The sequence below is a fragment of the Alteromonas sp. H02 genome, from assembly GCF_059682525.1.
In genome coordinates, this window is the sequence record NZ_CM185021.1 from 2,675,379 (window position 1) to 2,690,651 (window position 15,273).

A 15,273-nucleotide genomic window follows, 5' to 3' on the forward strand; every position below is an offset into this window, starting at 1 on the left:
GCTACACTGTATATGAATACAGTTATTGAGGGTTGATCATGATCCCAGCACAATTTACAAAGCTTATAGCCGAGTTAGAACACTTAACAGATAGTCAAACCCGTTATGTTGAGAAGCTGCTGAAAGGCACTGATAGCGTCTCACAGTTGATAACAGAGCTTGAGGAGCGGATGGTTGAAAACCCTGAATGTCCGCACTGCCATAGCTCACTGATCAATCGGCACGGCAAGGTAAACAAGATGCAGCGTTATCGCTGCAAGAACTGCGGCAAAACCTTTGTAGCGACAACGGCGACACCGCTAGCTCGACTGAGGTACAAAGAGCTTTGGTTAGAATATATTCGCTGTATGCTGGACAGTAAGCCATTGCGTAAATGTGCCGAAGAATGTGGCCTCCACCTTGAAACATCGTTCAGGTGGCGGCACCGATTCTTGGCGCTACCATCAGCACTGAAAGCGAGCAAATTAGAAGGCATTATCGAGGCAGACGAAACACTTTTTCCCTACTCAGAGAAAGGCTCAAAACGGATGACTCGTCAGCCCCGTAAAAGAGGGGTGAAAGCGAAAAAACGAGGACGTTCAAAGGATGATTGGGTGCCAGTTTTAACGGTCAGAGACCGAGCTAAGAGTACGTATGAAGCCGTTGTGCCAAGTGTTACATCGGAAGCTTTGCATCAGGAGCTAGCAGGAAAATTAGAGAAAGACAGTGTGTTGTGTAGTGATGGCTATAAGCCCTACATAGCTCTTTCTGAGAAAAATGATTTAATACACAAGCGCTTAGATGTGGCAGGAGGAATTAAGGTGATAGATAAAGTCTTTCACATTCAAAATGTTAACGCCTATCACAGCCGTCTGAAAGCGTGGATAAAACGGTTTCACGGAGTAGCCACAAAATACTTGGAACACTACCTGGGTTGGTTCAGGTTTATGGATAATCCAGAAAACCTTAACGAAAACAGGCTCTTTTCGATTCAACAACAGTTAATCCGAACATAGCCATAACTATTTGCATTTCGGGGGGTGGAAAATCTGTTTTCGACCCTTCTGTACAAAAACGTCAGTGGGTTGGAAATTGATTTCTCGGGTGCGCTAAGCACAATAAAGCGACGTTGACAAGGTCGCTCTTGACTGGCAGTTGCCATTCTAAGGTTGGAAATATCAACTGAGAAGTGAGTGAAAATTCGACATTTAATGAGTTGTTTGCGGTTTTAGTTGACTGACAAAAAACATCCAAACCGGACATTCAACCAGTCGTAAGTTAGGTCTTTTTTTGCCACACTTGTCGGTACACAATTCAGGGATGAAGGAGTGTGTTGGCATTACAACAAAGTGAAACATACAAGCGCCATCGACCAGAAACAACGCTACTCTATCAATTGGTTGAACGTTACTACCCAGACTTTACCGCAAACCTAGCCGACCAAGGCAAGTATTTACCCAATTATGTTGAGCGTGAGTTTGATGATTTCTTGCGTTGTGGACGACTAGAGCACGGCTTTTTACGCGTGGTGTGTAATGACTGCAAGCATGAAAAGTTAGTCGCTTTTAGCTGTAAACGCAGAGGTTTCTGTCCTAGCTGCGGAGCCAGAAGAATGGCAGAAAGTGCAGCGCTACTTGTAGATGACGTATTACTTGGTTATCCAATTCGTCAGTGGGTCTTAAGCTTACCTATTCCACTTCGATTACTGCTAGCAAGAAACCCAAGTGAATTGAGCAAAGTGATGCAAATCATTCACCGCGCCATTTCCACGCACATTGTGAACAAGGCCGGCTTTACCAACAAACAATCGAAAACTGGGGCTGTTACCCTTATTCAGCGATTTGGTAGCGCCCTCAATCTAAACATCCATTTCCATATGCTGTTTTTAGAAGGAGTAATCAGTGAAAATCCATGGGGTGGTACGACTTTTACCCGCATCAAAGCGCCGTCCCATAGCGACATGGTGGAGCTAGTTCACACCATTAGCTATCGAATTGCCAACTATTTGGAGAAAGTGGGGTTAGTGGAGCGCGACATAGAAAACAGTTTTCTTAACTTACCTATTGATGATGAAGATAGTCTATTGCAGTTGCAAGGGGCCTCCGTCAGCTATCGGATTGCCATGGGACCACAACAAGGTCAAAAGGTGTTTACACTACAGACACTCCCTGCCAGCAATGAAGGCGAATATGGTCAGTTAGCCAATACCTCAGGTTTTTCCTTACACGCAGGGGTCTTCGCTAATGCCGATGAGCCAGAGAAGTTAGAAAGACTATGTCGCTACATCAGCCGCCCAGCGATTAGTGAACAGCGTTTAAGTATGACTGACCATGGAAAAGTGCGCTATGAATTAAAAACACCCTATCGAGACGGCACAACACATGTATTCTTTGAACCGCTCGACTTTATTGGCAAACTAGTGGCCCTCATTCCACCGCCAAGACTAAATCTCACCCGATTTTATGGGGTATTTGCTCCCAACAGCAATCTAAGAGCACAAATTACTGCGTCACAGAGAGGCAAAAACAGCCCGAAAATTGTCAATCAAAAAGATGGGCAATCAGATAAACCTTACCATGCAAGGGCTATGTCATGGGCACAGCGGTTAAAGCGGGTATTCAATATAGACATTACCGAATGCGAAAAATGCGAGAACCACAATGTAAGCATCATCGCTTGTATTATAGATATACACGTTATTCAGAAAATACTGGCACATATAGATAAAAAGCACCCAACTTCTAAACAAACAAAGCTATTGCCACATTTGCGTGCACCACCTGATGAACAATACACAAACGATTTCACTATTCAACGTGACTTCAATTTTGGGGCGTAGGCTCCATTTACTGCTGCAAGAGTAAAGAAAAACGCTAGTAAATGGTGGGGCTATTCGCGCTTCACCCCCCATTTCCTGCACCAAAGGCCTATCGTCGCAAGACATTGCAAACTAACACGCCTTAAAATACTCCCACAATTCGATAATTCAACAAACCAATCTAGTCAAAAAGACAACTGTCATAGGGGGTAGCAAATAGCTTTAATCCGTCTTATACTCCATTTTGGTTACGGAACCACAGAGTTACTGATGCAAAAAAAGAATAAGTACTCTTCGCTCAAAGCGCTTGAAAAGTTTGAAAAACGTAAAAGACCATCTCTGATTAAACTCTGCTTTATTTTCCCTCTTACCTTTGTCAAATCCTATGTTCTGCAAAGAATGTTTCTGTCTGGTAAGCGGGGGCTTGTGCATGCGCATATTGAAGCTATGTATGCTTTTCTAAAAGAGGCAAAATTGTTTGAATACCAACAGCTTGCCGGTAAACAACATGCCGATGCTCTGCAGAGAGGACGATTAAAATGAAAATTCTGCACGTACTGCAAAGTAAATTGTCTTTGCCTGCTCGAGATTACGGTGGAACTGAGCGTATTGTCTGGGGCTTATTAACTGCGCAACAGGCGTCTGGTCACGAGGTACGTTTGTTGTGGGGGGACGCTCCAGACTTACCAAAGAATGCTGCTCGGTATGATGCGACAAAGTCTATGCGTGAGCAGATAGGCGGCTGGCCCGATATAGTGCATTTTCACCAGCCCTTTGATGGTGAGTTAGATGTGCCTTATATTAGTACTGAGCATGGTAATGCAGAACATGCCCGTAGCTATGGCCAAAATACAGTGTTTTTAAGTGCACGCCACGCTAACAACCACAATGCGGAGTGTTTCATACACAACGGTCTGGACTGGACCGAATATGGCCAGCCGCATTTAGGTAAACCACAGAATTATTTCCATTTTCTGGGCAAGGCCAAATGGCCGATAAAAAACCTCAGTGGCGCAGTGGCTGTGTCAAAGCAAGCGGGTGTCAAGTTACAGATATTAGGTGGTGTCCGATTTAGCCTCAGTAGCAGAGGCTTTTATTTCCATCCTGATTGGCATTTACGTTTTAACGGCATGGTGGGGGGCGCAGTTAAAAACAAGTTGGTGCGTAATTCACGGGGGCTGTTATTTCCGGTCCGCTGGCACGAGCCTTTTGGTCTTGCCATTATTGAGTCTTTATATTTGGGAGCTCCTGTTTTTGCAACGCCGTATGGTGCAATTCCTGAAATCATCACCCAGCCAGAGCTTGGCTTTCTGTCGTCAAGTTACAGTGAGCTTGCATCGGTGATGCAAGACAGTAGCAAGTATGATCGCGAAGCCTGTCATCACTACGCTAAAACCCGATTTAATAACCTGACGATGGCTGCGGCTTATCAGCAGTGCTATCTAAAAGTTATTAGTGGTGGTGTGTTGAATAGCAAGAAGCCTTATGCGGAGCATCGCTGGCATGAGCTATTACCTGTTACTAATTGATGGGGCTGACGTACTTTGTTGTGTTGTAAACACCCATGATTAAAGTATTGTATTCAACAGCGTTGCTGCTGCTCACGCCTGTATTGCTGTTATATTTCCTGCTGCGTTCGCGTAAAGACCCGGCCTACCGTAAGCGTTTCAGTGAGCGGCTGGCGTTGCAGCCGGTGCCTACGCAAGCTGTAGGCGGCATGTAAGCGTTCATTCCACGACGTTCTGCCACCCCGCTAAAATTCGCCCTAACCCGGATTTCTCATGAAGGGATAAAAAGAAGCGGCTAAAAGTGCTATAGTTTCAAGAACCTAACCAATCCACCAAGCACCAGTAGCCGCATCCAGAATGGTACCTCAAAAACTGACCTTCTCGCCACTTTCCCGCCGCCAGATTGAAACCGACTTCTCCGGAGGCCATATCACCTCCGATGCCGGCTTGCTGTTACTGCGCGAAGTCGACAAACAACACCGGTTAGCACAAATTACTGCGTCACAGAGAGGCAAAAACAGCCCGAAAATTGTCAATCAAAAAGATGGGCAATCAGATAAACCTTACCATGCAAGGGCTATGTCATGGGCACAGCGGTTAAAGCGGGTATTCAATATAGACATTACCGAATGCGAAAAATGCGAGAACCACAATGTAAGCATCATCGCTTGTATTATAGATATACACGTTATTCAGAAAATACTGGCACATATAGATAAGGCTATGTTCGGATTAACTGTTGTTGAATTGAAAAGAGCCTGTTTTCGTTAAGGTTTTCTGGAGTATCCATAAACCTGAACCAACCTAGGTAGTGTTCCAAGTATTTTGTGGCTACTCCGTGAAACCGTTTTATCCACGCTTTCAGACGGCTGTGATAGGCGTTAACATTTTGAATGTGAAAGACTTTATCTATCACCTTAACTCCTCCTGCCACATCTAAGCGCTTGTGTATTAAATCATTTTTCTCAGAAAGAGCTATGTAGGGCTTATAGCCATCACTACACAACACACTGTCTTTCTCTAATTTCCCTGCTAGCTCCTGATGCAGAGCTGCCGATGTAACACTTGGCACAACGGCTTCATACGTATTCTTAGCTCGGTCTCTGACCGTTAAAACTGGCACCCAATCATCCTTTGAACGCCCCCGTTTTTTCGCTTTCATCCCTCTTTTACGGGGCTGACGAGTCATCCGTTTTGAGCCTTTCTCTGAGTAGGGAAAAAGTGTTTCGTCTGCCTCGATAATGCCTTCTAATTTGCTCGCTTTCAGTGCTGATGGTAGCGCCAAGAATCGGTGCCGCCACCTGAACGATGTTTCAAGGTGGAGGCCACATTCTTCGGCACATTTACGCAATGGCTTACTGTCCAGCATACAGCGAATATATTCTAACCAAAGCTCTTTGTACCTCAGTCGAGCTAGCGGTGTCGCCGTTGTCGCTACAAAGGTTTTGCCGCAGTTCTTGCAGCGATAACGCTGCATCTTGTTTACCTTGCCGTGCCGATTGATCAGTGAGCTATGGCAGTGTGGACATTCAGGGTTTTCAACCATCCGCTCCTCAAGCTCTGTTATCAACTGTGAGACGCTATCAGTGCCTTTCAGCAGCTTCTCAACATAACGGGTTTGACTATCTGTTAAGTGTTCTAACTCGGCTATAAGCTTTGTAAATTGTGCTGGGAGCATGATTAATCCTCAATAACTGTATTCATATACAGTATAGCAACAATTTAGCAGAACATAGCCATAGATAAAAAGCACCCAACTTCTAAACAAACAAAGCTATTGCCACATTTGCGTGCACCACCTGATGAACAATACACAAACGATTTCACTATTCAACGTGACTTCAATTTTGGGGCGTAGGCTCCATTTACTGCTGCAAGAGTAAAGAAAAACGCTAGTAAATGGTGGGGCTATTCGCGCTTCACCCCCCATTTCCTGCACCAAAGGCCTATCGTCGCAAGACATTGCAAACTAACACGCCTTAAAATACTCCCACAATTCGATAATTCAACAAACCAATCTAGTCAAAAAGACAACTGTCATAGGGGGTAGCAAATAGCTTTAATCCGTCTTATACTCAGGGAAAGAGTCAAAGCTGTGTCACATGGGGCACATCCTGACGGAAAATCGAAACGGACTGATCGTAGAGGCTGAAGTCACTGAAGCTGGCACAAGTAAAGAGTGGGATGCGGGTACCACGATGTTGGCAAAACAGGGAACACGTCCCGGAAGAACCGTAGGTGCCGATAAAGGCTACGACACCCTGGAATTTGTTGAGGGTAGTCGTGGCTTGGGCATTACCCCACACGTAGCTGCCAAGTCCTTGCGTAGCTGCATTGATAAACGAACGACGGGCACCGAGGGCTATAAAATCAGCCAAGTCAAACGCAAGCGAATTGAAGAGTGCTTCGGCTGGATGAAAGATATAGGGCTGATGAGAAAACTTCGTCATGTTGGGCGAGCCAAGGTCTCTTGGATCTTCCGCTTTACGGCGGCTGCCTATAATTTGACCCGATTGAAGGTGTTGATTGTCTGAAAGGGCAATTAAGGGCTTTGATAGCTGACATTTACGAGTGTTTTGATCAAATTTTGAACAAGACTTGCTGCAGAAAGATTATTGGTGCTGAAGCATCGAGAAATACCAAGATAAATTTTACTAAGGCGCACTTGTTATAAAAGTCGTAGCATTCAGGAAAACCAGATTTTTCAACAGCCTGTTAGGGTAGGCTACGCCGCCTTTCACTGTGACACAAAATTATCCCTGGATAGGGCCGGTGTGATTATAGAGGAGTTTTTATGGCGATTAGCGCCGTTTTGCCCCTGAAAGCCAGTGGCAGTTATGATGTCAACGACTTAAAGCGGGCGCACATTCTTTTTACGTCGCTCAGCACTTTTTTGCCGGCGGGGTTGATTAGCGAATTGTTTGTTGTCGTGCCCGGGTATGAAGTGGAATTGGTCAGACATGAATATGCCTGTTGGCAAGGGTTAAATATAATCGTCATTTCTGAAGACGAGTTGCTGCCGGAGCTGAAAAAATACCCTAAGATGCGCGGCTGGCGTAAGCAGCAATTGGTCAAAATAGCGATTGCAAATAAAGTGTCTAATAAGTTCTATCTGACATTGGATGCCGATGTGGTCTGCTTAAAGCCGTTAACAGAATTATTGTTACTACCCGAGGGCAAGGCGTTGTTGCAGTATGAGCCAAGGGCACAGCATCCGAAATGGTGGCGTTCGTCTGCCCGGCTGTTAGGTATCAGTGCAAATATCGGCCCGAAAGGAGTAGGTATGACAGTGACACCGGCGTTGATGGCAAAAACCATCAGCCAACAGTTGATGCAGGATTTAAAACCAAAAAACAGACAGTTAACTTGGGCTGACAGGTTGTGCTCATTACACAACCCTACAGACCCACGCAACTGGTGGCTGGGCCGTTACCTGCAGCTAAAGTGGACCGAATATTCGCTATATTATCTGTGTGCGCTAAAGCATCAGCTGTTAGAGCAGTTTCATGTGATTGCAGGCACCAGTAAAGTGCCGCAGCTCATGTTGATACACGACTCTCACCCCTATGAGCAGTGGCAGGTGGCGGATAGCTTCGCAGCCGACAATCCGGGGTTATTCTGTGTGGTGGGCAGTAAAACACGCTTGCCGCCAAAGCAGGTATTTGAGCGGTTGTCGGCATTTATTCAGCGGCAACCTGATGCGAGAGTACTGGCGCTTTTCGATTAAGGCGTCAATGAAGCAGCGTAGTGTGATACTTGGACAAAATAGCCATGAGAACGAGAAAAATTTCCTGTTTTGTGATTGTCTGTAATGAAGAAGATCGGATAGAGCGTTGTTTGCAATCGCTTTCTGGTTGGGTAGATCAGCTAATCGTATTGGACTCGGGCAGTAAGGATAATACTGTAGCTATAGCACAACAGTATGCAGACAAGGTTTATCAGACTGACTGGCCGGGCTTTGGCCCTCAACGTAATCGCGCTTTAACCTGGTGTGAGCATGATTGGGTATTAAACATCGATGCTGACGAAGTCATGACTGATGCCCTTAAAGCAGAAATTGATGCTGTCTTGTCTGAACCAGATTTGCAGGAAAATTTATTTAAAATGCCTTGGCATACTTACTTTTTTGGTAAGTTGCTGAAGCATGGTCGTTATTCCTCGCCGCAGGGTAAATTATTTTTAAAGACCGGTGTGAGTTTTAAGAACCGCCAAGTGCATGAAACGCTGCTTATTCCAAATGAGAAAAGTCGTACGCTTAAGTCTGCCATTATTCACCACAGTTGGCGCAGTTATCATCATGCACAGGAAAAACACCTGAAATATGCCTGTTTACTGGCTGAAGAAAAATATGCCAAAGGAAAAAGGAGTAGCCTGGCGTTTGCAGTGCTACGTTTTTTTACCGACTTCTTGCAGCAATATTTGTTACATCTTGGTTTTTTAGACGGGTGGAGAGGCTTTTTGATGGCCATTATTTTGGGGCAATACGGTTTTAATAAATACGCTGCACTGGTTACTTTACAGGCTGAGCATAAGGCAAAACAGCAATGACAAAGTCTGCTGAAAAATTACCCATAAGTGCCTTTCTGGTGACATGTAATGAGGCAGCGCACATAGCATCCGTTTTGGATGCTTTGCAGGACTTTGCCGAAATTATTCTGGTTGATTCGGGCAGTACAGATGGCACTCAGGAAATAGCCAGGGCAAAAGGTGCTAAAGTAGTTCATCAGGACTGGCTGGGATTTGCTAAGCAAAAAAACTTTGCCATGTCATTGTGCCAGTATGATTGGGTAATTAATGTTGATGGCGACGAAATACTTTCATCTGAGGTGATAACACATATTCGGAAACTGTACGAACAGAGCGAAGACATTGCCATGCGCTTGTACTTTGAGGATGTTTTTTGGGGCGAGCCCATGTCGCCGTATTCAGGCAAACGTTCTATAGTCCGCGTGTTCCGGCGAAGTCAGGCGCAGTACCCACTTGATCGAAAAGTTCATGAAAATCTGGTGTTGGCAAAAGGGGTATCGACTGTCAAAGTGCAGGGGCTGGTTACGCATTTTGGTTACGGAACCACAGAGTCACTGATGCAAAAAAAGAATAAGTACTCTTCGCTCAAAGCGCTTGAAAAGTTTGAAAAACGTAAAAGACCATCTCTGATTAAACTCTGCTTTATTTTCCCTCTTACCTTTGTCAAATCCTATGTTCTGCAAAGAATGTTTCTGTCTGGTAAGCGGGGGCTTGTGCATGCGCATATTGAAGCTATGTATGCTTTTCTAAAAGAGGCAAAATTGTTTGAATACCAACAGCTTGCCGGTAAACAACATGCCGATGCTCTGCAGAGAGGACGATTAAAATGAAAATTCTGCACGTACTGCAAAGTAAATTGTCTTTGCCTGCTCGAGATTACGGTGGAACTGAGCGTATTGTCTGGGGCTTATTAACTGCGCAACAGGCGTCTGGTCACGAGGTACGTTTGTTGTGGGGGGACGCTCCAGACTTACCAAAGAATGCTGCTCGGTATGATGCGACAAAGTCTATGCGTGAGCAGATAGGCGGCTGGCCCGATATAGTGCATTTTCACCAGCCCTTTGATGGTGAGTTAGATGTGCCTTATATTAGTACTGAGCATGGTAATGCAGAACATGCCCGTAGCTATGGCCAAAATACAGTGTTTTTAAGTGCACGCCACGCTAACAACCACAATGCGGAGTGTTTCATACACAACGGTCTGGACTGGACCGAATATGGCCAGCCGCATTTAGGTAAACCACAGAATTATTTCCATTTTCTGGGCACTGAGAAGTGAGTGAAAATTCGACATTTAATGAGTTGTTTGCGGTTTTAGTTGACTGACAAAAAACATCCAAACCGGACATTCAACCAGTCGTAAGTTAGGTCTTTTTTTGCCACACTTGTCGGTACACAATTCAGGGATGAAGGAGTGTGTTGGCATTACAACAAAGTGAAACATACAAGCGCCATCGACCAGAAACAACGCTACTCTATCAATTGGTTGAACGTTACTACCCAGACTTTACCGCAAACCTAGCCGACCAAGGCAAGTATTTACCCAATTATGTTGAGCGTGAGTTTGATGATTTCTTGCGTTGTGGACGACTAGAGCACGGCTTTTTACGCGTGGTGTGTAATGACTGCAAGCATGAAAAGTTAGTCGCTTTTAGCTGTAAACGCAGAGGTTTCTGTCCTAGCTGCGGAGCCAGAAGAATGGCAGAAAGTGCAGCGCTACTTGTAGATGACGTATTACTTGGTTATCCAATTCGTCAGTGGGTCTTAAGCTTACCTATTCCACTTCGATTACTGCTAGCAAGAAACCCAAGTGAATTGAGCAAAGTGATGCAAATCATTCACCGCGCCATTTCCACGCACATTGTGAACAAGGCCGGCTTTACCAACAAACAATCGAAAACTGGGGCTGTTACCCTTATTCAGCGATTTGGTAGCGCCCTCAATCTAAACATCCATTTCCACATGTTGTTCTTAGAAGGTGCAATAAGTGAAAATCCATTAAGTGGTACGACTTTTACCCGCATCAAAGCGCCGTCCCATAGCGACATGGTGGAGCTAGTTCACACCATTAGCTATCGAATTGCCAACTATTTGGAGAAAGTGGGGTTAGTGGAGCGCGACATAGAAAACAGTTTTCTTAACTTACCTATTGATGATGAAGATAGTCTATTGCAGTTGCAAGGGGCCTCCGTCAGCTATCGGATTGCCATGGGACCACAACAAGGTCAAAAGGTGTTTACACTACAGACACTCCCTGCCAGCAATGAAGGCGAATATGGTCAGTTAGCCAATACCTCAGGTTTTTCCTTACACGCAGGGGTCTTCGCTAATGCCGATGAGCCAGAGAAGTTAGAAAGACTATGTCGCTACATCAGCCGCCCAGCGATTAGTGAACAGCGTTTAAGTATGACTGACCATGGAAAAGTGCGCTATGAATTAAAAACACCCTATCGAGACGGCACAACACATGTATTCTTTGAACCGCTCGACTTTATTGGCAAACTAGTGGCCCTCATTCCACCGCCAAGACTAAATCTCACCCGATTTTATGGGGTATTTGCTCCCAACAGCAATCTAAGAGCACAAATTACTGCGTCACAGAGAGGCAAAAACAGCCCGAAAATTGTCAATCAAAAAGATGGGCAATCAGATAAACCTTACCATGCAAGGGCTATGTCATGGGCACAGCGGTTAAAGCGGGTATTCAATATAGACATTACCGAATGCGAAAAATGCGAGAACCACAATGTAAGCATCACCGCTTGTATTATAGATATACACGTTATTCAGAAAATACTGGCACATATAGATAAAAAGCACCCAACTTCTAAACAAACAAAGCTATTGCCACATTTGCGTGCACCACCTGATGAACAATACACAAACGATTTCACTATTCAACGTGACTTCAATTTTGGGGCGTAGGCTCCATTTACTGCTGCAAGAGTAAAGAAAAACGCTAGTAAATGGTGGGGCTATTCGCGCTTCACCCCCCATTTCCTGCACCAAAGGCCTATCGTCGCAAGACATTGCAAACTAACACGCCTTAAAATACTCCCACAATTCGATAATTCAACAAACCAATCTAGTCAAAAAGACAACTGTCATAGGGGGTAGCAAATAGCTTTAATCCGTCTTATACTCCTTTAAAGGGATTAACGATTCCCTGGGCCATGACTATGGTGACAAGTTGCTCAGAGTGATTGCGAATCGTATGCTTAATCAGGCATCCAAGAGTGATACTGTAGCCCGCTTAGGCGGTGATGAGTTTGTTATCGTTATGGAAGAGGTTGAGAGCGAGTCAGCGGTATCCAGTTTCGTGTCGCAGCTCATAGAGTCTATCGAAACGCCCATATCATTGGGTAAAGAAGTGCTGAGGGTGTCTTGCTCGGTGGGCATTTCATTTTTCCCTGATGATGCGACCGATCCGGCAGAACTGCTTAAACAGGCCGATGTGGCTATCGAGACGGCACAACACATGTATTCTTTGAACCGCTCGACTTTATTGGCAAACTAGTGGCCCTCATTCCACCGCCAAGACTAAATCTCACCCGATTTTATGGGGTATTTGCTCCCAACAGCAATCTAAGAGCACAAATTACTGCGTCACAGAGAGGCAAAAACAGCCCGAAAATTGTCAATCAAAAAGATGGGCAATCAGATAAACCTTACCATGCAAGGGCTATGTCATGGGCACAGCGGTTAAAGCGGGTATTCAATATAGACATTACCGAATGCGAAAAATGCGAGAACCACAATGTAAGCATCATCGCTTGTATTATAGATATACACGTTATTCAGAAAATACTGGCACATATAGATAAAAAGCACCCAACTTCTAAACAAACAAAGCTATTGCCACATTTGCGTGCACCACCTGATGAACAATACACAAACGATTTCACTATTCAACGTGACTTCAATTTTGGGGCGTAGGCTCCATTTACTGCTGCAAGAGTAAAGAAAAACGCTAGTAAATGGTGGGGCTATTCGCGCTTCACCCCCCATTTCCTGCACCAAAGGCCTATCGTCGCAAGACATTGCAAACTAACACGCCTTAAAATACTCCCACAATTCGATAATTCAACAAACCAATCTAGTCAAAAAGACAACTGTCATAGGGGGTAGCAAATAGCTTTAATCCGTCTTATACTCTCCTATGAAGAAAACATGTTTGCTGAGTATGGTTATGCTGATTCTGAAGAGCATAAACGACAACACAATGAGTTAATTGCTCAAGTGGTCGAATTAAAAGAAAAATTTATGGTGAACCCTCAAGGGACAATCAGTGCAGATTTGATGCTATTTCTCAAACGTTGGTTAACCAATCATATAATGAGAACAGATAAAGAATATTCAGAATTTTTAATTTCAAAGGGGGTTAAATACTGAGGGATCCCCACGAATTTAGCATGTAATCTTGCTCATGCAAGCTTCAGCGGTGAGTTCATCAAGCCAGCGGATCGTCTTTTTCCACTGATGCAGGGTAAATCGCATTGAGGTGTTAAAAGCTCTCAAGCCAAGAAAGTGAAAGGATAGTACGGATTTTGTTTCGGTATTTGCCTGAAAGCGTCGATGCTTGTTACTGACAACTAATAGCATGCCCAACAGTACAGCCACTAACGAAGCCAGTGTGGTAAGCAAGACCAGAACAGTAATGCGTGTCTTGGTTGTGCTGCGATTATTTTCATACCCCAGACCAAAGCGCGTGCTTTTCATATCCCGAAAGCCTTCTTCTATTTGCATGCGCTGGCGATAAATATCGATGACTTGTTTAGATAAGTGACGATGGTAGGGCAATGACGTCGCCAGTAGCCACGGATCTCTTGCGCCATCAGCATATTTCAATGAATTGGTATCCCGTTGGCGCGAGCCATTGGCATTAAACGCTCGTCGACCTTTCGCTTTCTCTTTAACCAACACCAAGGTACAGGCAAAAGGTCGTGACTTGACGATAAGCGCGTTATCAAATCGCTTGGGCCGTGTTGTAGCCTTTAGATAAAGCTCAGCGATAGATTGCCATTCATTACCGCCATCCAGCGAATATAAATGTGGCTTTCGCACACGTCCGACAATATGCCATCTCAATGCCTGCACTTCACGAAACCACGGCGATTTGTAGCCCGCATCAGTGACAATAATGGGCTGGCAGGTATCCGGTAAGAGCGTGTGCAATATCTCTAAAAAGTCTCTATGTGTAGTCGCTTTTGCACTGGCTTTTCTATCATGCACTTCCTGATAAAGGGTAATAGGCCCAGGGTGAGAGCATGAACGTTCAAATATCGTTCAACGCTACCAAACCCGCCGCTAACACCTTTTCCAAATAATCAGTGCTGCCATGCGCACGCTTCTGTTTCCGTGGCACACTCACTTTTCTGGTTGTCTCCGCGCGAAGCATGTTCAAGGCAAGTTTCCTCGCCCCCGACAGGATTTCGGCGGCATTGCCACGATATATCTGACAGTCATCTTCTTTCATCGAGACATCAAGGACCCAATGAAGACTGTTTTCTACTGCCCAATGACTTCGCACGGCATTGGCGAAGCGTGCTTTGGTCAAAGCGGCTGAGCTAATGTAGTACCGGTATTCCAAAGATTCCTTACCGTTTTTTGGTTGACGATAGCTTAGCGTAACGCCTATTGTTTTCAGCCCTTTCCATTCAGGGAACCTATTCACTAACGATGCCGCATCCATAACATGGTACGCTCTCGCTTCGCCTCGTCCATGATGTTTCTCCAGGCAAATGACTTCCTGGTTTATGGCACCCACAAGCTCATTGCGCACGGCATCATGAAGTTCCTTTTGATTACCTTTTAGGGCCAGAAGGTAATCACCACCGCTCTCTATAATCTTCTCCGCAATAGTAGTTTGACAGCCCATCGCATCTATTGATATCAAGCAACCCTTGATATCCAGCAGGTTCAGTAAGGCTGGAATGGCTGTGATCTCATTCGACTTACTCTGGGTCTTAATTTGCCCCAGTACCACATTATTTTCGGCTGCAAACGCATTCACCATATGGATAGCTGATTGCCGGTCTTCACGATTGTATGAACCACAAAGCCGCTTACCATCAATCGCAATTAGCTGCCCGTCGGATAAATCCGCGACTGACTGCATCCAACCTATAAAGCAACGCTGGAATTGTTCGCTATCGACTCTTGATATCACACGAGCAATCGTGTCATGAACGGGCAATCCATTCTTGAATAGCCCTTTCTCGCGGAACCAGTCAAAGTGTAAATCACCAAAATCTTCGATGTCTTCCCAGCCTTTGGCACCAGCGATGGAAGCACACACAACAAGGAATAAAATATCAGTGAATAAATGCGCCACCTTAGCTGATTGACGAGGATCTTCTAACTCACTAAAAAGCTGTTCAAATGCACCTGTACCCATGACTCTCTCCGCAAAAGAGAGTATAAGATCACAGTCACTATATT

15 protein-coding genes and 3 pseudogenes are annotated in these 15,273 nt (G+C 44.9%); 15 read left to right on the forward strand and 3 right to left on the reverse strand.

Annotated elements, in window-relative coordinates; translation table 11 throughout:
• The first annotated feature begins 38 nt into the window (after positions 1-38).
• From AC566Q_RS12465 to AC566Q_RS12490, 6 genes and pseudogenes are all read left to right on the forward strand, one after another.
• Positions 39-995 carry an IS1595 family transposase gene (locus AC566Q_RS12465; RefSeq protein ID WP_139336491.1) on the forward strand — a complete coding sequence of 319 codons (957 nt, stop codon included), beginning with the start codon at positions 39-41 and terminating at the stop codon, positions 993-995.
• Positions 996-1,309: 314 nt separating this feature from the next.
• Positions 1,310-2,818, forward strand: a complete 1,509-nt coding sequence (locus tag AC566Q_RS12470; protein WP_499617097.1) for a transposase — start codon at positions 1,310-1,312, stop codon at positions 2,816-2,818.
• Positions 2,819-3,067: 249 nt separating this feature from the next.
• Positions 3,068-3,340 (forward strand): hypothetical protein, encoded by a 273-nt coding sequence (locus AC566Q_RS12475; RefSeq protein WP_499617099.1) that lies wholly within the window; start codon positions 3,068-3,070, stop codon positions 3,338-3,340.
• Positions 3,337-4,326 (forward strand): glycosyltransferase, encoded by a 990-nt coding sequence (locus AC566Q_RS12480; protein WP_105933634.1) that lies wholly within the window; start codon positions 3,337-3,339, stop codon positions 4,324-4,326. The genes AC566Q_RS12475 and AC566Q_RS12480 overlap by 4 nt, the downstream gene beginning before the upstream one ends.
• A gap of 35 nt (positions 4,327-4,361) precedes the next feature.
• The gene (locus AC566Q_RS12485; protein WP_205622664.1) at positions 4,362-4,520 is read left to right on the forward strand and encodes a hypothetical protein; all 159 of its coding nucleotides are present in this window, start codon (positions 4,362-4,364) and stop codon (positions 4,518-4,520) included.
• Between the two features lie 142 nt (positions 4,521-4,662).
• Positions 4,663-4,815 (forward strand): annotated as a pseudogene (locus AC566Q_RS12490) (transposase); the annotation flags it as partial.
• Positions 4,816-5,026: 211 nt separating this feature from the next.
• On the opposite strand, the gene AC566Q_RS12495 reads toward AC566Q_RS12490, so the two are convergent.
• Positions 5,027-5,983, reverse strand: coding sequence for an IS1595-like element ISAma5 family transposase (locus tag AC566Q_RS12495; RefSeq protein WP_168477428.1), 957 nt, complete (start codon positions 5,981-5,983; stop codon positions 5,027-5,029).
• Positions 5,984-6,392: 409 nt separating this feature from the next.
• Here AC566Q_RS12495 and AC566Q_RS12500 point away from each other — a divergent pair.
• The 9 genes and pseudogenes from AC566Q_RS12500 to AC566Q_RS12540 all read left to right on the forward strand — a co-directional run.
• A pseudogene (locus AC566Q_RS12500) lies at positions 6,393-6,839 on the forward strand (transposase); the annotation flags it as partial.
• Between the two features lie 260 nt (positions 6,840-7,099).
• Entirely contained in the window at positions 7,100-8,032 is a 933-nt protein-coding gene (locus AC566Q_RS12505) for a DUF6492 family protein (RefSeq protein WP_027951217.1), read from the forward strand.
• A 29-nt stretch (positions 8,033-8,061) separates the two neighbouring features.
• Entirely contained in the window at positions 8,062-8,853 is a 792-nt protein-coding gene (locus tag AC566Q_RS12510; protein WP_499617104.1) for a glycosyltransferase family 2 protein, read from the forward strand.
• Positions 8,850-9,662, forward strand: coding sequence for a glycosyltransferase family 2 protein (locus tag AC566Q_RS12515; protein ID WP_105933636.1), 813 nt, complete (start codon positions 8,850-8,852; stop codon positions 9,660-9,662). Before AC566Q_RS12510 ends, AC566Q_RS12515 begins: the two co-directional genes overlap by 4 nt.
• Positions 9,659-10,111: a glycosyltransferase gene (locus AC566Q_RS12520; protein WP_499617108.1), complete on the forward strand. Its 453-nt coding sequence runs from the start codon at positions 9,659-9,661 to the stop codon at positions 10,109-10,111. The genes AC566Q_RS12515 and AC566Q_RS12520 overlap by 4 nt, the downstream gene beginning before the upstream one ends.
• A 137-nt stretch (positions 10,112-10,248) precedes the next feature.
• A complete protein-coding gene (locus AC566Q_RS12525; RefSeq protein WP_499617111.1) occupies positions 10,249-11,757 on the forward strand; it encodes a transposase in 1,509 nt (502 codons plus the stop codon).
• A 274-nt stretch (positions 11,758-12,031) separates the two neighbouring features.
• Positions 12,032-12,349, forward strand: coding sequence for a diguanylate cyclase domain-containing protein (locus tag AC566Q_RS12530; RefSeq protein WP_499617114.1), 318 nt, complete (start codon positions 12,032-12,034; stop codon positions 12,347-12,349).
• Positions 12,292-12,768, forward strand: a pseudogene (locus AC566Q_RS12535) (transposase); the annotation flags it as partial. The gene AC566Q_RS12530 and the pseudogene AC566Q_RS12535, both read left to right, overlap by 58 nt.
• A 213-nt stretch (positions 12,769-12,981) precedes the next feature.
• Positions 12,982-13,224 carry a hemerythrin domain-containing protein gene (locus AC566Q_RS12540; protein ID WP_276309516.1) on the forward strand — a complete coding sequence of 81 codons (243 nt, stop codon included), beginning with the start codon at positions 12,982-12,984 and terminating at the stop codon, positions 13,222-13,224.
• 15 nt (positions 13,225-13,239) lie between these two features.
• On the opposite strand, the gene AC566Q_RS12545 is transcribed toward AC566Q_RS12540, so the two are convergent.
• Together AC566Q_RS12545 and AC566Q_RS12550 are read right to left on the reverse strand one after the other, a co-directional pair.
• On the reverse strand, positions 13,240-14,115 hold the full coding sequence (locus tag AC566Q_RS12545; protein ID WP_499617497.1) for an IS4 family transposase: 876 nt from the start codon (positions 14,113-14,115) through the stop codon (positions 13,240-13,242).
• The gene (locus AC566Q_RS12550; protein WP_105937012.1) at positions 14,108-15,229 is read right to left on the reverse strand and encodes an ISAs1 family transposase; all 1,122 of its coding nucleotides are present in this window, start codon (positions 15,227-15,229) and stop codon (positions 14,108-14,110) included. Before AC566Q_RS12550 ends, AC566Q_RS12545 begins: the two co-directional genes overlap by 8 nt.
• Positions 15,230-15,273: the final 44 nt, after the last annotated feature.